The organism is Bradyrhizobium sp. 22, from assembly GCF_000482425.1.
Classification (GTDB): domain Bacteria; phylum Pseudomonadota; class Alphaproteobacteria; order Rhizobiales; family Xanthobacteraceae; genus Bradyrhizobium; species Bradyrhizobium japonicum_B.
Genome location: NZ_KI519400.1, coordinates 1,742,894 through 1,758,731 on the forward strand (window position 1 = coordinate 1,742,894; position 15,838 = coordinate 1,758,731).

The 15,838-nt window shown below is 60.7% G+C and carries 17 protein-coding genes, 1 tRNA gene and 1 pseudogene; 7 read left to right on the forward strand and 12 right to left on the reverse strand.

Annotated features, from left to right (window positions below; genetic code table 11):
* Window positions 1-51: 51 nt before the first annotated feature.
* From K410_RS0133660 to K410_RS0133670, 3 genes are all read right to left on the reverse strand, one after another.
* A complete protein-coding gene (locus tag K410_RS0133660; protein ID WP_028138948.1) occupies window positions 52-1,122 on the reverse strand; it encodes a LacI family DNA-binding transcriptional regulator in 1,071 nt (356 codons plus the stop codon).
* A 97-nt stretch (window positions 1,123-1,219) separates the two neighbouring features.
* Entirely contained in the window at window positions 1,220-1,684 is a 465-nt protein-coding gene (locus K410_RS0133665) for a GNAT family N-acetyltransferase (RefSeq protein WP_028138949.1), read from the reverse strand.
* A 54-nt stretch (window positions 1,685-1,738) separates the two neighbouring features.
* Complete coding sequence (locus K410_RS0133670) at window positions 1,739-2,320, reverse strand: helix-turn-helix domain-containing protein (RefSeq protein ID WP_028138950.1); 582 nt, start codon at window positions 2,318-2,320, stop codon at window positions 1,739-1,741.
* A gap of 608 nt (window positions 2,321-2,928) precedes the next feature.
* Here K410_RS0133670 and K410_RS41570 point away from each other — a divergent pair.
* Window positions 2,929-3,513 carry an aspartyl/asparaginyl beta-hydroxylase domain-containing protein gene (locus K410_RS41570; protein WP_433994221.1) on the forward strand — a complete coding sequence of 195 codons (585 nt, stop codon included), beginning with the start codon at window positions 2,929-2,931 and terminating at the stop codon, window positions 3,511-3,513.
* On the opposite strand, the gene K410_RS38945 is transcribed toward K410_RS41570, so the two are convergent.
* The 6 genes from K410_RS38945 to K410_RS41580 form a co-directional block, all read right to left on the reverse strand.
* Window positions 3,503-5,239 carry a B12-binding domain-containing radical SAM protein gene (locus K410_RS38945; RefSeq protein ID WP_196236087.1) on the reverse strand — a complete coding sequence of 579 codons (1,737 nt, stop codon included), beginning with the start codon at window positions 5,237-5,239 and terminating at the stop codon, window positions 3,503-3,505. The two genes, K410_RS41570 and K410_RS38945, sit on opposite strands and share 11 nt — an antisense overlap.
* Before the next feature lie 139 nt (window positions 5,240-5,378).
* Window positions 5,379-5,690, reverse strand: a complete 312-nt coding sequence (locus K410_RS0133685; RefSeq protein ID WP_028138951.1) for a hypothetical protein — start codon at window positions 5,688-5,690, stop codon at window positions 5,379-5,381.
* 13 nt (window positions 5,691-5,703) lie between these two features.
* Window positions 5,704-6,756 carry a radical SAM protein gene (locus K410_RS38950; RefSeq protein WP_196236088.1) on the reverse strand — a complete coding sequence of 351 codons (1,053 nt, stop codon included), beginning with the start codon at window positions 6,754-6,756 and terminating at the stop codon, window positions 5,704-5,706.
* A gap of 309 nt (window positions 6,757-7,065) precedes the next feature.
* A complete protein-coding gene (locus tag K410_RS38955) occupies window positions 7,066-8,040 on the reverse strand; it encodes a cupin-like domain-containing protein (protein ID WP_196236089.1) in 975 nt (324 codons plus the stop codon).
* A gap of 27 nt (window positions 8,041-8,067) precedes the next feature.
* Window positions 8,068-8,574 (reverse strand): DUF6817 domain-containing protein, encoded by a 507-nt coding sequence (locus K410_RS41575; RefSeq protein ID WP_433994213.1) that lies wholly within the window; start codon window positions 8,572-8,574, stop codon window positions 8,068-8,070.
* Entirely contained in the window at window positions 8,567-9,139 is a 573-nt protein-coding gene (locus K410_RS41580; protein WP_080672299.1) for a 2OG-Fe(II) oxygenase, read from the reverse strand. The genes K410_RS41575 and K410_RS41580 overlap by 8 nt, the downstream gene beginning before the upstream one ends.
* Window positions 9,140-9,419: 280 nt before the next feature.
* Between K410_RS41580 and K410_RS40715 the strand changes: the two are divergent.
* Window positions 9,420-9,567: pseudogene (locus K410_RS40715) on the forward strand (transposase domain-containing protein); the annotation flags it as partial.
* 334 nt (window positions 9,568-9,901) lie between these two features.
* On the opposite strand, the gene K410_RS0133705 reads toward K410_RS40715, so the two are convergent.
* Window positions 9,902-9,975 (reverse strand) — tRNA-Gly (locus K410_RS0133705).
* 174 nt (window positions 9,976-10,149) lie between these two features.
* Here K410_RS0133705 and K410_RS0133710 point away from each other — a divergent pair.
* From K410_RS0133710 to K410_RS0133730, 5 genes are all read left to right on the forward strand, one after another.
* A complete protein-coding gene (locus K410_RS0133710) occupies window positions 10,150-10,728 on the forward strand; it encodes a methylated-DNA--[protein]-cysteine S-methyltransferase (RefSeq protein WP_028138953.1) in 579 nt (192 codons plus the stop codon).
* A gap of 10 nt (window positions 10,729-10,738) precedes the next feature.
* Window positions 10,739-11,578, forward strand: a complete 840-nt coding sequence (locus K410_RS0133715) for a helix-turn-helix transcriptional regulator (protein WP_028138954.1) — start codon at window positions 10,739-10,741, stop codon at window positions 11,576-11,578.
* A gap of 56 nt (window positions 11,579-11,634) precedes the next feature.
* Window positions 11,635-11,994: a VOC family protein gene (locus K410_RS0133720; protein ID WP_028138955.1), complete on the forward strand. Its 360-nt coding sequence runs from the start codon at window positions 11,635-11,637 to the stop codon at window positions 11,992-11,994.
* Window positions 11,995-12,144: 150 nt separating this feature from the next.
* Entirely contained in the window at window positions 12,145-12,546 is a 402-nt protein-coding gene (locus tag K410_RS0133725; RefSeq protein ID WP_028138956.1) for an SRPBCC family protein, read from the forward strand.
* A gap of 113 nt (window positions 12,547-12,659) precedes the next feature.
* Window positions 12,660-13,130: a hypothetical protein gene (locus tag K410_RS0133730; RefSeq protein ID WP_028138957.1), complete on the forward strand. Its 471-nt coding sequence runs from the start codon at window positions 12,660-12,662 to the stop codon at window positions 13,128-13,130.
* On the opposite strand, the gene K410_RS0133735 is transcribed toward K410_RS0133730, so the two are convergent.
* Both K410_RS0133735 and K410_RS0133740 read right to left on the reverse strand, forming a co-directional pair.
* Complete coding sequence (locus K410_RS0133735) at window positions 13,127-14,563, reverse strand: MATE family efflux transporter (RefSeq protein ID WP_028138958.1); 1,437 nt, start codon at window positions 14,561-14,563, stop codon at window positions 13,127-13,129. The genes K410_RS0133730 and K410_RS0133735 overlap by 4 nt on opposite strands.
* Before the next feature lie 165 nt (window positions 14,564-14,728).
* Window positions 14,729-15,781: a hypothetical protein gene (locus K410_RS0133740; protein WP_028138959.1), complete on the reverse strand. Its 1,053-nt coding sequence runs from the start codon at window positions 15,779-15,781 to the stop codon at window positions 14,729-14,731.
* Between the last annotated feature and the right edge of the window lie 57 nt (window positions 15,782-15,838).

A 15,838-nucleotide genomic window follows, 5' to 3' on the forward strand; every position in this document is an offset into this window, starting at 1 on the left:
TTGCGCTGCACGATCTTGATGTCGCGCTTTTCGCCACGGCCCATTCGATAGCTAGGGCAGATTGTCCCGCATCACGATGTCGATCCTGATCTTCTCCTGTTCGCGCAAGATCGGCTCGCCGCGGGCGAGCGCGAGCAGCACGCGCACGGCGGCGCGCGCTTCATGCCCGGGGTTCTGCGAGATCGCGGCATCCATCACGCCCTGCAGCAGCAGGCGGCGCGTCAGCACGGTGACGTCGTGACCGACGAACACCACCTTGTCGCGGCCGGCATCGCTCAACGCCTTGTCGTTCAGTGCCTTGTCGTTCAGTGCCTTGGCGACACCTTGGGTGCCGGCGCCGACATTATAGAGGCCGACGATGTCGGCATGCTTGGCGAGCAGCCGCGCCAGCACCTGCTCGGAGCGATCGTCCTGGTCGCGCCCTTCCAGCACCGGCAGCACGCTGAGACCGGGGAATTCCGAGGCCATCACCTGGTTGAAGCCGAAGATGCGTTCGGCATGGTCGCGCAGGCCCTGCGAGCCCGCCACGATCGCGACCTTGCCGGACTTCTGGCCGACCAGTCGTCCGACCAGCGCGCCGGCGGTCCGACCCGCCGCGATGTTGTCGATGCCGACATAATGGTGGCGGCGCGACGACGGCACGTCCGACACCAGCGTCACCACCTGGGTGCCGGCATCGACGAGGTCGTTGATCGCGGCGCGAACGGTGGGGTGATCCAGCGCCACGACGGCGACACCGTCGCAATCGCCGGAGAGCGCCTCGAGCGAGGCCGCAAGCACGGAGGGATCGAACACGTCGGTTGCGACCATCTCGACGCTGAGGCGGCGGGCCGAGAGCCAGCCCGACATCTCGCCGAGATAGGCCTCGATCTGCTGCATGAACGGGTTCGGCCCCGACGGCATCACGAAGGCAAAGCGGCGGGCGCGGCCGCGGGCAAGCTCGGCGGCGGCGACGTGGGGCTGGAACGAATTGCGCTCGATCGCCGCCTTGACGCGCCGCACCGTCTCGGGCCGCACGCCCGGCCGGTTGTGCAGGACGCGGTCCACCGTCGCGAGGCTGACGCCCGCCTCGCGGGCGATGTCCTTCAGCGTCAGCGCACTCGCGGTCAGGGTCTCGGCCATGGCTGAAGGCTAGCAGAGGTTTTTTGAGGTACGCAACTCATTTTGTCGAACGGGAATGCAGTGCCGCGCGCGAACTGGCCGAAGCCCCGGCCGGCAGTCAGCCTTGCGTCAGATCGAGCGTCAGGAAAAGGCTATTGGGATCATCGCGATAACCCTCAAACGGACCGCAGAGGACGAAACCGTGGGCCTGGTAGAGCGCATGCGCCGGCTTGAAATAATCCCATGAACCGGTCTCGAGGCTGAGCCGCCTCAAGCCGCGCGTGCGGGCCTCCGCGATGATGTGGCGGAGCATCTGGCCGCCGAAGCCGCGCCGCCGCGTGGTCTGAAGCGTATGCATCGACTTCACCTCGCCATGGACGGCCGAAAGTGTCTTCAGCGCCCCGGTGGCGACGAGCAGCTCGCCGTCCCAGCCGGTCCAGAACGCGACATCGTCGGCGCGAAGGCCCGCCAGGTCGAGCGCATGTGCGCTGCCCGGCGCGGTCTGTGCCCGCGCGGACGTGACGTGATGATCGAGCAGCGCGACGACGCGCGGATCGAAGGTATCGCCGGTGCGAATCTGCATGCTGGGCCTCATTTCAAGTTCGTGCGCGTGGGCGGGCGCCTGCGATCAGCGACATCACATCTTCCCGTAGGAGGAGCCGCGCCGCGTGATGATGACGTAGCGCGCGTCCTGCCTGGTTTCGTTCTCGAAGGTCACCGCGCGCATCACGTCGAAATCCAGGCAGTCGCCCTCGCGCAGGCGCACCGTCTTGGCGTCGATGTACACGGCGATCGCGCCCTCCAGCATCAACAATTGCTGGGTGAAGGCGTTGCGGCCCCAGGGGCTGTACGGCACCCGTGCGCCGGCCGGCAGATCGACGACGATGATCTCGATGCCGCTCGCTGCATCCGTCGGCGAGGCGTGCCGCCTTCGATAGCCGCTGTCGGGATCGCGCCAGAGCGGCTGATCGGCGAGCCGAACCAGCCGCTCCGGCGGCTTCTCGGCGAGCGCGACGACATCGCTGAGCGAGACGTCGAGGGCGGCGCAGAGCCTGCCGAGCAGCGAGGCCGTCGCACTGCTCTGCGCCCGCTCGACCCGCCCGATCATGGCCCGGCTGACCCCGGAGCGGCCGGCGAGCTCGTTCAACGTCATGCCCGCCTGCGTCCGCAGCGTCTTCAAGCGGCGACCGATCGCGCGGTCGAGTTTCTGCTGGTCCATCGGCTCTCATCCAGACATCACCCGGCGCAGGGACCGCATCCGCCGGGCGAGAGAAGCTTAAGGCGGGCGAGGCGGGTGTGCCGGGAGCGGCAGGCTAACATATTAGAATCTTTGCCGACGGCTCTCGCTGCGAATGCTCGGCCTCAATCAGCAAGCGACGTCTTCGACGCGCTCGCTCTGCTATTCTTTCTCGTCGTTGGAAAAGATGGCCTCGATGTCCTGCCTGCCGAGCCGGCCATTGCTCATCTGCCGCCTAAGGCTGTGAAAATTTGCTGTTGTTGCAACGCGAAGCGAACCAATCATCTCCCCCATCGCGCTCGACGCCGGAGGCGACACGGCGTAAAGTGAATGAGACCTAATTAAGCAACTTTGACGGGATATCCGCCGAAATGCAAACGGAATTGAACCGCATCCAACCGTTTTGACCGGTACCCCATATTGTCGCGGCGAGTTCATTGTTCGGCGGACAATCCGACGGTGGATTTGACGTCAGGATTGCAGGACGTTCTTTAAGGCTGCCCATGACAGATACCGATGCGCTGTTGCTGGCCGGATATCTCCACGTTCGTCCGCACCTTGTACTCGACAGAAGATTCGCGGTCACAATGATGTCCAGAGAGGCGGCCGCTCTCAAGCGACACTTCCGGCCGCATCGAGATGTGCCGGGATGGGCGTCGCTCGGTCTTCGTACGCTTCGGGGGAACCCGACATACACCGAAGCTGAGGCCAAGTACGGCTTCACCCCACAACCTAGCTCCCAGTTCGCTCAGACACCCTTTGCCGATAGCTGTCCGACGATCATGCGCGCAGTTTCAAAGATCGTAGATGTCGACCGCTGCAGACGCATCAGGATCTTGGCTCTCGAAGTTGGTGCGAAGATTCCTTGTCATCGAGATGAAGTTGGGCCTGTCGCGATTGTAACTCACCTGCCCCTGACGTACGACAGAGGCTGTCGGTTCATGGTTGGACTAAGTCCCACTGGGGCACGAAGCGCGACCACATCTAGCGTTCCGGTTCGGAATGGAGCACCAATGCTCATAAACGTCGCTGCGTACCATTCCGTGGAAAACAATTCGAAGAGAGTGCGTTATTCCGTGATTATGGAGGGGCCGCTTTTGGCTTCTACAACCGAGCTACTTGCTCTCGCACGCTCCGTACACAAGAGAAGTATCGCAAAGCAAGTCATGAAATAAGCGCGGAGCGGGCTTGGTGCGGACCTTCACTCTTTTCGACGCGTATGAACCCTGCCTCGCCAAGGTGCTGAAGGAGACTTGCTCTCGCGATTCCCTTCTTCCCGGCCAGAAACTCTGAAGCTGAGATTAGTCGTCTCTTAATCAAGAACTCCAGATCAGGATAAAAATGGCTCGGCAACGAGAGATTAGTCCCATTTCTGTAGTCGTAGATCTCGCAACGTTCTGTACGGCCATTGATGGCCAGAGTGGCAGCGACGGACGACGAAAGTCGAATTTGACCTTGTGGAATTGGACGGTCGAATTGACATGCTAGTATGATATGGGCAAGAGGACCCGCCAGCCGATGCCTCGCCATAATCTGCTGCAGTCCTTGGCGAAATCCATTGAGGCGATTCTCGATATCGGCCGACTTCCGAAAGCGCAGTGAACTCCCGCCTCTGTGAGCCTCTGCTGCACTATCAGGGCTCTTTAGCACATCGATACCAAAAGATGCCGGTTTCTGGCCCATCATGGATAGCCTGCTTAGTACGAAACTAAATACCTTGCTTCGACTAGCAAGCTCCGGAAATTCCGCCAGGCGGTCCAGCGTAATCATTTCATCTTCAATCGTTGTACCAGGTATCCCGACAATAAAGTTGAGCACTAAATTTACGCCGCAGCGGCGGGCTGTGCGAATCCATTCAAGCGCCTCTTTCGCGGTATAGCCTTTATCCAATACCCGCAATGCTTGATCAGATAACGATTCAAGGCCGATTACTAGGAAGTCACAGCCTCCCGGAGGCAAAAGACGCAAAATGTCCTCACCAAATCGACGGTCGATCTTAACAAACGAATTCCATCGGATTCTTGAGCGACGTTGAGCGATTTCGATCGCGAGCTTCTTAGCGCGTGATGGGGTGAGAGTCTCGTTCACAAGATGAAAATCATAGATACCAGTACTCTTTCCGTGCGCTTCGAGCCCATCGACCAATTGCCCGACTCTTCTGCCGACGTCGAGCTCCTCATTTAGGGCAATGTAGTCGCAGTGCGTGCATCTATTCCAATAGCATCCCTTCGATTCAACAACGTTCAGAAGTTTTGGCTTGAGGTAAAGATCCGAATCAAGCTCAAAAGACGCACCAATGGGAATTTGTCCCAAAGATAAAGGCTCGCCTCGCACAATCTTCTCGTTGCAGCCGACTCCTTGCCATAGCCGCCGGATCGCGAACTCTCCATCACCGAGCACAACGTGATCTACGTAGGGCTCTTCCGAGAGTCGACGAATACGATCAGTTGACCAGCCACTTATTTCAGACCCACCGAACACAATGGTCGCTTTGCTGCGTCCACGAATCCACTTGGCAATTTCAACTGCATAAAGCATCTGCGAATGCGACAGGATCGAGATTCCAACAAATGTCGGGTTATGCATCGCAACCAATTTAACAAGCGCATTGAACGTTTGACTCGTACCAAAAACGTAACGCTGCTCGTCCTCGGATAGCGACGCGCGACCGCCCCTATTCGACTTGACCGGATAGGATATATCAAAGGCACGAGGGAATTTCAGGCGCTCGTTTTCAGAAAGCGAGGCAAGACTAGCCAACATAACGCCGCGGGTCGACTGGCGAGGTACTCGTAGCGATAGTTCGGATAAGTGTTTGTCGCAGATCAACTCACGGGCAAACTGAATGTTGCAATCGATCGCGTCGCCGCTCGCTCCGATCGATTTGAGCGCCCACGACAAATGCTGAATTCCCAAGGGAGGTCCGTTTAGCCCCGACCTCACCAACGGAGGATAGATTAGCAAGAAGCGTCGAGGGCCGAGGGCCGACGAGGAAGCCGTCGTCGGCCTTGTCATTCCGCCGTTAGTCAGCCGGGACATCCTATTTTCGCCGGCCTGAGGATGTCTTACGCTTACTACGAACAACCTGCGGCTTCGCTATCTTTTTGTCGCCTCCCCCATCGTCTCCGCCATCACCATCACCGTCGTCGCCATCATCTGCCGGGCCGCTGGGCTCAATCGACTGATCTTCGCATCCGTCAAGCACTACTTGCATTGTGCGTATGGACCGCCGGCCCTTACTCTTTGGCGAAAGCTTCGATGACTCCAATAAGATCGCTTGCATTAGCATCAGTTGCTCAGAAATCTTGGCGATCTCTTCAAGAATACGATCCAATTTCTGGTCGACTGTCATTTGACGTTCCCTTCTACAGATCCTCAATTGCAGCTTGAGTTAACGCTCTAGTGATGTCACACGCATCAGTCATCGGTAAGTCACGCTTGTTGATACCGGGGGCCACATTCCGGGCCGCGCATTGCCCCGCGCAAGTCAACCGACAAAAGCAAGTGTTGCAGGCGGCCCGCTGCGAGACGTGCGTCGAATGCGCAATTTGCTGGACCCTGCTTTCGTCGACACGCAAGCCTTCGGATGACAGCGTGCCAATTCGGTACGCTTCCCGCAGCTCAGACCCTGGCACGACCGCTTCATAGCAGACGGAGACGGTGCCATCGGGCAATACCGCGAAGTTCGATCCTTTAATGCCGCAGGCATATCCATCAAGTCGGGCGCGAGACAGATCCGTTCCGGGGTAGTAAATCGAGACACCCAGGCTTTCGGCTACGCGCCCGCACTTGCGGAACTCCTCGACAAATACGTCGGCAGCAATTGCTAGCGAATCTTGACCTCGCCCGAGCGATGAAACCGGCACGAAATAGATTTTCCTGATGCCGAACTGAGAGAAATAGCGCGTGATTTCACAAAGTCGACGTTGCGTCGCACTCGAAACCGTACAGCGAATGGTAATTTTGTCAGATAGTTGCGCACCGTAGACGGCGGCTAATGCATTCTCCAAGATTGCGCCTGAGGAGCCCCCCTTTTTTGCCATGGGGCGAAATGCATCAGCGATGTCTGGCGGGCCGTCCGAGGATACAAAGATCTGCGTTAGCGATCGCGCATAAGAAACGGCCTGCTGCGGAGGAACGCAGAAATTCGAGGACATTATCTTCCGGCAAATCGTCGACCAATGTGTTTCCTCGACAGAAATGTGATCAAGAAGTGAGGCAATCGTGCCTGGCATCAAGGTCGGCTCGCCCGCACCGTGCAAATGAACTGTAAACTGTCTCTGCTCAGTCTGGCTCGCATTTCGCGCCACAATTGTAATTGCTTTGCGAGCAATCTCGGACGATAAGTGTTGCGTCTTGGTGTCGCCAGCTTCAGCATAGCAGTACGAGCAACGCAGCTGACATGCGCTGGTCAGCATGAGCGCTACGGTCGTAGGGCTATAGGCGTCTGCACTAGCTTTGGGGACAACTCGCTTTCGAGAAGCACCAGTAAGAGCCCGTAGTAGCGTATTCAAACGAACTGGGTCATGGGCTTGCGCCCGCAGAATTCCCGCTTGCGCGGCGGTTACGTCCAGGACGTACCCCCCAACTGGGTCATAAAGCAAGAAATCAGAAGCGCCTCTCTTGGGGAGCAAATAGGTCGAGTCGCCGAGTAAGACCTCGAAGTTGGATCGTGGAAGCAGCGAGTTTTGTGGCAAACTCATCCCTATCCCTTTCTCCCAATCAACTCATTCAGTTAGATCGAACGAATTTGGGTAGATAAAATCCGACGTCGCAATTGAAATGCTAGGAGATAACGAACGTACGTGATGCCACCAACCCACCGGCACAAACAGCGCGTCGCCCTCGTTCAATTCGATAGGGAGAAGCTTTACGTTCCTAAACAGTGGATAGCGCTCAAGATCTGGTTGCTCCGGGTCGACCTCGCTGAACACTGAGTAGTGATTATAGATGTACGGGGCGGCGAGGGGCGATGCGATCGTAAAGCACTTTGCACCCCTGATCTGAAAGAACAATATATTGCGCCGATCATAGTGAAATGGCGTAACGGTCCCTTCTGGCCCAATCCATAGATGAGTGCGCCTAGGTGAAGGAGACGATCTGATGCAGGGTGGAAGCGGATGAAAATCCTCTAGGAGTTTTCTCAGGTCCATGTTGAGTAAGTTGTAATTTCTGGCGACCATATAAACGTCATTGCCGCGAGTTTTTTGGACGAGATCGATAAACTCTCTAAAGGGTAGTCGGCGCTGGACCTTGGCAAGGTTACCTTCAGGATCTGCATATTTATTTCGCCCGACCGCAGCCTTCACTTCAATGTCGCCAAGTTGTTCCTTGAAATATTCGAAGGTCCATTTCTTCGAAGCGCGCATTTTCCTTGCAACCCCTCGTAAGACGAGCGGCCTGTTTTTCACATAGTAATGGCTATGAAAGGATTTTTCTGGAAACCGACGCTGCGTTGCTAGCTTTGTACGATCATTCTTCCCCAAGGTCGCGAAGATTGAGAGCAACTCTTCGTACCGTCGAAGCTGCAGTGCTATCCTATTGTTGTGCTCGACCACATAGTCAAATGAATTGGATATGCATTCGATGACCCGCGCTTTGCTATGGCCGTGCTGCACAAATTTCAACACTATCTGGGCTTCGCTGAAGCCGTCGAGCTTCGCCTGGACGACCTCTTGTTGCAGCTCTTCGCTATCGTTCATCAATGTTGATCCGGGGTGCATCATGAGTCACCGCTGCCAGCTAACGTCTGATGCGGCAGCATCTGTTCGGGACGCTCCATAAAGAAACTGGATGTGAGCAAGCAGAACCCGAGTGCTGGTATTTGCGTGCACAGAAGTCGGCGGCTGTGGCGAGGCCACTTGATCTGCCAAATTTGCCAATTCAATAATTGCGAGTTCGCGAAGAACGCGTTCCGGTCGGCAGACGGGAGGCACCTTGTTGCCTTCAGAGAAAATCTTCTTACGATCAAGGGTAGAAAACAGAAATACAAGCTGCTCCGCGTCGCCGCCAATCAAGGAGCGAACGATCGGCCTCTCTTCGTGCGAAAGTAAACGGTGTCGGAACGACCGCGTGCCATAGACAGAATGGAAAAGTGCGCCACGAACAACATGCGCAGATGCACCCCACCGAACCACATGCAAGCATGTACGGGTGAGGTGACCGTATAATGTTCCTCCACTATGAGGTATGCAGTCGGCACCCCTAGCGCGCAGCCAGGCCAATAGACTATCCATGACTTCGCTTCTTCTGAGTTTTGATAACTACAGTCACCCGAGCCTTCGAGCACTCGCGTGAAACACCGCGAGCACAGTGAGGCGTACTCCCCGAGAACTGAACTAGCCTCCCTGGCCTCGGAAACGTGGAATGAATAATTTCATCGTAAGTATCGTTCAGAAAGGCGAGCTCTCCACCCCAGGCGCTATGCCATTCCTCATGCGCAAAATATACCGTAGTCCAGTAATTCTCTCGATCAGGGCTGTCTCGATGTGGGTATCCTTCGTGTCCAAAAGTGTGCAGGTTCGCATAAACTCTCAGCGGCTCGTGTCCTGCAAGGATGTTCTTCTGCAGCAATTTGAATAACTTGTAGACGGGCTGAAACGCAACATTCGCTTCGAGCTCGGCAGCGCAGCTCTCCCGGCTTTTTGCGTCACCGCCTGCACCGTGCGCATGCCAAAAAGCGTAGCGGTCACGTGCGGACGATGAGTGCCAGCCGAACCCCCAAATTGGCTGTTTTGCAAGCTGAGCCAACTCAGCCTGAAGCCGCAACGGCACCAATCCGTCATATTCCTTTACACCCATGGCCCTGCCGCAATGGCTGCGCTAACGACGATCGTCCCTACACTCCGAGTATTATTCTGGCCAGTCTCCGGCAATTTCCGAGCACTCGCAAGGGTTGCGATCAACCATTAATTAGATTCCGGGGAATTTTTTCTGCTGCGCTGCGAGAGTCCCTCGCAGCGGCGTGGCGCGATTGACAAACTACTGCATTCAGGCCGAGCCGGAGCCGCCTTTTATCGTCTGCTCTGGGCTGAAAACGACGACCAAGCACACACGCGTCGGACGAGCGCTAGGGAGACGATCTCTGATTGCTCAGCAGAAGCTGCGGATCGCCAGGCTGAAGCATAAGTTCTACGGCCAGCGGTCGGAGCGTTCGTCGCGCCTGATCGAGCAGTTCCTTGACGTTCGAAGAGTTGGAAAGTGACGCCACTGAAGACGAGCTGGCGGCAGCCACGCCCCCTTTCGAAAGTCGAGACCACATCCTATAGGTCGGTCTGGCTAGGACCGAAGCCGACATTTCGTGCCTGCCGCGCCTCGTCCACTCTACCGCTGGGAGCGAGCATCTAGCCGGCTAGGTCGCACTTCCGGCTTGGGCCACATGTTGGCTTCGAGTTCTCTCGAATCCAGATCCGGCGTTCGATCAATGATCGCGCTGATCCACGAAATTCCATCTTCGACATCCCAATGGATAATCTGCCGTGGCGCCCCTGGGCAAAGCACAAGAAATCCGACGCTGCGCGGTGCCTATTGGTGCCTAAGGATTTCCAAAAATCGGGTAAGCGTTGGAGCGGGCGAAGGGAATCGAACCCTCGTATGCAGCTTGGGAAGCTGCCGTTCTACCATTGAACTACGCCCGCGGAAGCGCTGCTCCGCGCCCGTCCTGATTAGCCGAGACGGCGCCTGCCGCCAAGCGGTTTGGCGCAGCCGGCCGAACGCTTCTTAACGTTTTGGCAAGATTTTGGGTGCGCCGGATTGTGGCGGTGTTATGATCTTATATCTGGGGAGCAACGTGCACTGAGTGGGGCGTGTGCATGGTGGGGCGCGGCTATTCGATATTCGACACGGCCATAGGCCGCTGCGGCATCATCTGGAGCGGCACCGGCGTCGTCGCCGTGCAATTGCCGGAAGCGCGGGAGATCGACACCCGCCGCCGGATCTTCCAGGTCCATCCCGAGGCGCGCGAGCAGCGGCCGTGCGAGAACGCGGAGCTGGCGATCGAGGGCATCGTGAGCCTGCTGCAAGGCGGCGACCCTGACTTTTCCGAGGTCAGCCTGGATGCCGGCGGCGTGTCCGGCTTCAACCGGCGCGTCTATGAGTTCACCTGCTCGATTCCGCGCGGCGAGACGCGCACCTATCACGAGGTCGCCAAGGCGCTGGGGGCCTCAGGCGCGGCGCATTCGGTGGCGCAGGCGATCGCCAGAAATCCCTACATGCTGATCGTGCCCTGCCACCGGGTGCTGGAGGCCGGCAATTACACCGACCGGCTCTCGCCCTATGGCGGGGTGATCTCCAAGCGGCGGCTGCTGGCGCTGGAGGGCGCCCATCCCGTCGCCAGCAAGACGCTGTTCGAGGTGCTGCTGCCCGTTGCTCCGCCGAGGCCGTCCACCTAGATAAGGCGGCATGGACGCGACCACGCTGCTGACGACACAATCGATGACGGTCTGTGAGTTTCGCTGCGACGCGGGACCGGACGATACGCCGTTTGCCGAATGCCGCACCGGGCATTCCATCGCCTATGTCCGATCGGGCAGCTTCGGCTGCAATTGCCGCGCCGGGTTCTTCGAGCTGGTGGCGGGCTCGATGCTGGTCGGCGCGCCCGGCGAGGAATACACCTGCACCCATGAGCATGTCAGCGGCGACGTCTGCCTGGGATTCTTCTTCGGCGAGGACATGGTCGATGCCCTCGGTGGACGGCGCGAGATCTGGCGGGTCGGCGCCACGCCGCCGCTGCCCGAATTGATGGTGCTGGGCGAGCTCGCCCAGACGGCGGCAGATGGCAACAGCGACATTGGCCTCGACGAGGTCGGCCAGATCCTGGCCGGCCGCTTCGTCAACGTCGTTTCGGGCAAGCCGCGCAAGCCGGCCACGCCCAATGCGCGCGACCGCCGCCGCGCGGTGGAGGCCGCGCTGTGGATCGACGACAATTCCCACGCCGAGGTCGATCTCGAGCAGGCCGCCAAGCAGGCGGGCCTCAGCCCGTTCCACTTCCTGCGGCTGTTCTCGAGCGTGCTCGGCGTCACCCCGCATCAATATCTGGTGCGCTCGCGGCTGCGGCACGCGGCACGGCTGCTCGCGGACGACGACATCACGGTGACCGACGTCGCCTATGACGTCGGCTTCGGCGATCTCTCCAATTTCGTCCGCACCTTCCACCGCGCGGCCGGCGTATCGCCGACCAAATTCCGCCAGGCCTCGAAGGGGATGCGCAAGATTCTCCAAGAGCAGCTTGCCCTCAACTGACTAGCTTCGTCTCCGGCGCGCGCCAGTTTCGGCGCGCTTTGCACATGGAGACGAACATGTACGACCACATCGGACTTCGCGTTGCCGACCTCGACGCCGCGACGCGCTTCTACACCGCGGTGCTGGCGCCGCTCGGCTACGTGCTGTGCTCCAGCGGCGACGGCTATGCCGGCTTTGGGCCGAAGGATGCGCCGGCGCTGTGGCTGCACCTCAACAAGGGCCGCAAGGCCGACGGCGCGCACATCGCGTTTCGCGCCGGCAGCCATGACGCGGTCAAGGCGTTCCACAGCGAAGGACTGAAGAGCGGCGGCCGCGACAACGGCGGCGCCGGACCGCGCAAGGATTACAGCCCAACCTATTACGCGGCCTTCCTGATCGATCCCGACGGCAACAATGTCGAGGCGGTTTGTAGCTAAGCGCTCCGACCGCCGGCTCCGTCATTGCGAGGAGCTCTTGCGACGAAGCAATCCAGACTGTCTCCGCGGAAACATCGCTGGATTGCTTCGCTGCGCTCGCAATGACGGTGTTTGCGGTGTCGACCAATCGAAATCAAGGATACTGATCCCATGGCCTCCATCCACAACGATATCCCCCTACCCGCCCCCGCGAACGACGTCTGGGACGCGGTGCGCGATTTCGGCGCGCTGCATGAACGGCTGGTGCCCGGCTTCGTCACCGCCTGCACGCGCGACGGCGATGCGCGCATCGTCACCTTCGCCAATGGTTCGGTGGCACGCGAGGTGCTGGTCGATTGCGACGACGCGCGCCGGCGTCTCGTCTACGCCATCAGCAACGAACGGCTGAAGCACTACAGCGCCGCGGTGCAGGTGATCGCCGACGGCGAGCGGAGATGCCGCCTGGTGTGGACCATCGACATGCTGCCGAACGAGCTTGCAGCTTACGTCCAGGAACAGACCAAGGACGCCGTCATCGGCCTGCACAAGGCGTTTCCGCCTGCCGCGGCCTGACCGCCCTCTGTGAGTTTTCGCACAGAGCTCCGCCCTCGCCGGCCGTAACCATCGCGGCGTGCGTCCGGTTGGCCCCGCTGTCCCGGCGGGGCTGCGCACGCGAGGAGCATGCCATGAGAGGTGCGGACAAGGTGATCTGCCAGGCGGCCGCCGTGCTGCTGCTGTTTTCCGCCGCAAGCACGCCGGCGAAGGCGCAACTCGCCGGATTCGGCGGAGGCGGCGGCGAGGACATGATGACCCAGATGGCGCCGATGCTGGAGATGATGAAGGCGAAGATGGGCAAGCGCCGCTTCGCCATGATGATGCAGACCATGGGCCCGATGATGAGCCGCATGATGGAGAACGGCGGCGGGCTTGGTGGCATGATGGGCGGCGGCGGCTTCGGCGCGCCGAATTACGGCGGCTACACGCCGGTGGGCGGAAGCGGCTATGTGCCGACCGGGCTCGGCGGCATGGGCGGCGGCGACATCATGGGCATGCTCGGCGGCGCTGGTGGCGGCGACATGATGGCGATGATCCCGCAATTGATGCGGCTCGCCCATACCGGCGGCGGCGGCAGCCATCGCCGCCATAAGCATCGCTAGTCGACGGCACCCGACAGCGCTGGCCTGATCGCAGGCTTGCCGCCGCGCGGTCCCCAGCGCGTCAGCACGACGCTGGAGGATGAGAGCAGGCCGAGCACGACCATCGAGCTCGCGGCCAGCCAGAAAAAGCTCTGCGCGGTGGCCTCATGGGTCGACAGCCACCAGCCGACGGCCGAGATGTAGACCAGCCGCGCCGTCTGCGCCAGCACCGGCCCGATCACCTTGGCCGCGCCTTGCGAGGAGAAATACATCGTCGTGGCGATGCCGAAAAAGGCGTAGAACGGTCCAACCGTCGAGAGATATTGATGGCTCGCCGCGCGCACTTCCGCGCTGTCGGTGAAGATGTCGATCCAGAGGTCGGGGAAGATCGCAACGACACAGGCCGGTGCGCCGACGGCGACGAAGGCCGCCGCACTGGCGATCCAGGCGATGCGCCGGGCGCGTGCAATATTGCCGGCGCCGATCGCCATCCCGACCATCGGCACGCAGGCGATGCCGAACGAGAACGCGATCGAGGTCAGCAGGAATTCGAGCCGCGCACCGATGCCGTAGCCGGCGAGGATCGTGGTGCCGAACTGCGCCAGCATGTGGGTGAAGATCGAGATCGTCAGCACCGATTGCAGCGGCGAGAAGCAGGCGATGGCGCCGACCTTGAGGATGTCGAAAAACATCGCCCATTGGATGCGCAGGCCGCGCAGCTTCGGTGTGACGCGCGCGCGCCCGGAGAACAGGTACCAGGCCATGATGCCGATGTTCATGGAATAGGCGATCAGCGCGCCGGCCGCGACGCCGCGCATGCCGAATTGCGGCACCGGACCGAGTCCGAGGCCGAGCGTGCCGCCGAGCACGATCTGCCAGGCCGCGGAGTTGATAATCAGGAACGAGGGCAGCTTCATGTTGCCGGTGCCGCGCAGCACGCCGGCCATGGTGTTGAGCAGCCAGGGCAGCACGGCGCCGCCGAAAAACACCTGCGTGTAGGCAATTGCATGGGTCAGCACATCGCCGCGGCCGCCGAGCATCTCCAGCACTTTGGGCCCGAAGATCAGCATGCCCAGCATGAAGACGAGACCGAAGCTGATGCCGATCAGGATCGCGTGCGCGGCGAGCGTGCCGGCGCGCTCGCGATCGCCGGCACCGAGGGCGCGTGCAATGGCGGACGCCACCGCGCCGCCCATGGCGCCGCCCGACATCGTCATGGTCAGGATGATGGCCGGGAACACCAGCGCCATCGCCGCCAGCGCCTCGACGCCGAGCCGGCCGATATAGGAGGTTTCCGCGATCACCGTGCAGGTGCCGGCCGACAGCGCGATCGCGTTGGGCCAGGCGAGGCTGAGCAGCGTGCGCAGGATCGGCCCGTCTACAAGCGCGTTTCGCACCGGCGGCGGCAGCGGACGCTCTTGCTCATCGACCGGGATTTCGGCGATGTCGGACATATCCTCTCCGGGCCCGGGGCGCCCTTTGCGGCGCGGTAATGCTTGGGTGTGGCAATCAATTGTTCGCGCAGGGGCGCGCCGGGAGGCTTGTTAGCACGGCCATGGCCGATTCCTCCTACGCCCGATGCAGGCGTGCCCTGCGGCAGCGCATTCCGATGGGCGGGGCTACTCGATCGACCAGACCAATGGCGGACGGCAACCAGCGGCGGGGCGCAGATGCACGGCGATATGCCGCCCGCAGCCTGCGGCGAGGCCTTCGAACAGCCCCTCCAGCACCTTGGCGCAAACCGGGTGATAGTCAGCGACGTCGTCCATCAGCTTCCACGTCTGCTGGCGGACCTCGAAGGCACCTTCGGATCGTGCGGTCTCGACCGCATCATCCTGCGCGGCAAGCAGCGCGTTCAGGAACGCGGCGAATTCGCTTGCCCCGCCGCGGCTCATCGCCAGCGCGGCCGCGACGTCGTCGAAATATTGCATCCCGATCAGCTTGCCGGTGAGGCGCAGCAGGTAGCCGGCGTCTTCAGGACCGAACAGCTGCACCATGACGGGCGCCGCGGTGCGCACATATTCCATCGCGTAATTGCGATAGGCTTTTTCAAGACGCGGTTTCGGCCAGCTCGCCACGGGAAGCGCCGGCGCGGTCTTCGCATCGAACAGCGGCGCTTCGAGGTGGCGCGCGAACACCAGCCGCTGATCGAGCTCGAGCGGATGATCGTATTGGTGATAGTAGCCTTCCAGCCCGTCCTGGCCGTCGACGCTCTGCTTGGTGCAGACGAAGCCGAGCCTGAGATCGCCGAGGGCTGCGCCATTGTTGGCGTGCCAGCCGCGCAGCATCGCGCGCGAGACCTCGCCCGGCACGCCGCAGATCGCGGTGCCCTTCCAGATCCAGCGCGGCGGCGGGTAGCGGATCCAGGCCTTGACGTCGCTCTCGTACATGTACTCGACATGCACGCCGCCGATCCAGTTGGAGAGATAGTGATATTGCGCGGCCGCCACCGCCGGCGGCAGATGATCGATCCCGAGCTTCGCGAGGCCCGGCAGGAAGCGCTCCTGCTGCTGGCGGCGAAACACGCGGAAGACGAACTCGGCGGCGCCTGCGGTGCCGCGCCGCGTGACGACGGTGAGGATGAGCCCGGTGAAATAAGCGTGATAGAGGTCGGCGACCGCGCGCCAGCGCTTCCATTGGGCTTCCTGCGCGGCGTCCAAAGCGGCGGCCATGTTCGCTCCCGATCGTTGTTTCGATCGAGTGTGTCACCGCACCCCGCGGCAGGCAAC

What these genes read in the sequence shown, in the direction of transcription:
- K410_RS0133710 (WP_028138953.1), top strand. Translation starts at nt 10,150, where the DNA reads ATGGTGGGGCGCGGCTATTCGATATTCGACACGGCCATAGGCCGCTGC.
- K410_RS0133685 (WP_028138951.1), bottom strand. Translation starts at nt 5,690, where the DNA reads ATGACAGTCGACCAGAAATTGGATCGTATTCTTGAAGAGATCGCCAAG.
- K410_RS0133720 (WP_028138955.1), top strand. Translation starts at nt 11,635, where the DNA reads ATGTACGACCACATCGGACTTCGCGTTGCCGACCTCGACGCCGCGACG.
- K410_RS0133735 (WP_028138958.1), bottom strand. Translation starts at nt 14,563, where the DNA reads ATGTCCGACATCGCCGAAATCCCGGTCGATGAGCAAGAGCGTCCGCTG.
- K410_RS0133665 (WP_028138949.1), bottom strand. Translation starts at nt 1,684, where the DNA reads ATGCAGATTCGCACCGGCGATACCTTCGATCCGCGCGTCGTCGCGCTG.
- K410_RS41580 (WP_080672299.1), bottom strand. Translation starts at nt 9,139, where the DNA reads ATGGGTGTAAAGGAATATGACGGATTGGTGCCGTTGCGGCTTCAGGCT.
- K410_RS0133660 (WP_028138948.1), bottom strand. Translation starts at nt 1,122, where the DNA reads ATGGCCGAGACCCTGACCGCGAGTGCGCTGACGCTGAAGGACATCGCC.
- K410_RS0133670 (WP_028138950.1), bottom strand. Translation starts at nt 2,320, where the DNA reads ATGGACCAGCAGAAACTCGACCGCGCGATCGGTCGCCGCTTGAAGACG.
- K410_RS38955 (WP_196236089.1), bottom strand. Translation starts at nt 8,040, where the DNA reads ATGAACGATAGCGAAGAGCTGCAACAAGAGGTCGTCCAGGCGAAGCTC.
- K410_RS41570 (WP_433994221.1), top strand. Translation starts at nt 2,929, where the DNA reads ATGTCCAGAGAGGCGGCCGCTCTCAAGCGACACTTCCGGCCGCATCGA.
- K410_RS0133725 (WP_028138956.1), top strand. Translation starts at nt 12,145, where the DNA reads ATGGCCTCCATCCACAACGATATCCCCCTACCCGCCCCCGCGAACGAC.
- K410_RS0133740 (WP_028138959.1), bottom strand. Translation starts at nt 15,781, where the DNA reads ATGGCCGCCGCTTTGGACGCCGCGCAGGAAGCCCAATGGAAGCGCTGG.
- K410_RS0133715 (WP_028138954.1), top strand. Translation starts at nt 10,739, where the DNA reads ATGGACGCGACCACGCTGCTGACGACACAATCGATGACGGTCTGTGAG.
- K410_RS0133730 (WP_028138957.1), top strand. Translation starts at nt 12,660, where the DNA reads ATGAGAGGTGCGGACAAGGTGATCTGCCAGGCGGCCGCCGTGCTGCTG.
- K410_RS38950 (WP_196236088.1), bottom strand. Translation starts at nt 6,756, where the DNA reads ATGCTGACCAGCGCATGTCAGCTGCGTTGCTCGTACTGCTATGCTGAA.
- K410_RS41575 (WP_433994213.1), bottom strand. Translation starts at nt 8,574, where the DNA reads ATGGATAGTCTATTGGCCTGGCTGCGCGCTAGGGGTGCCGACTGCATA.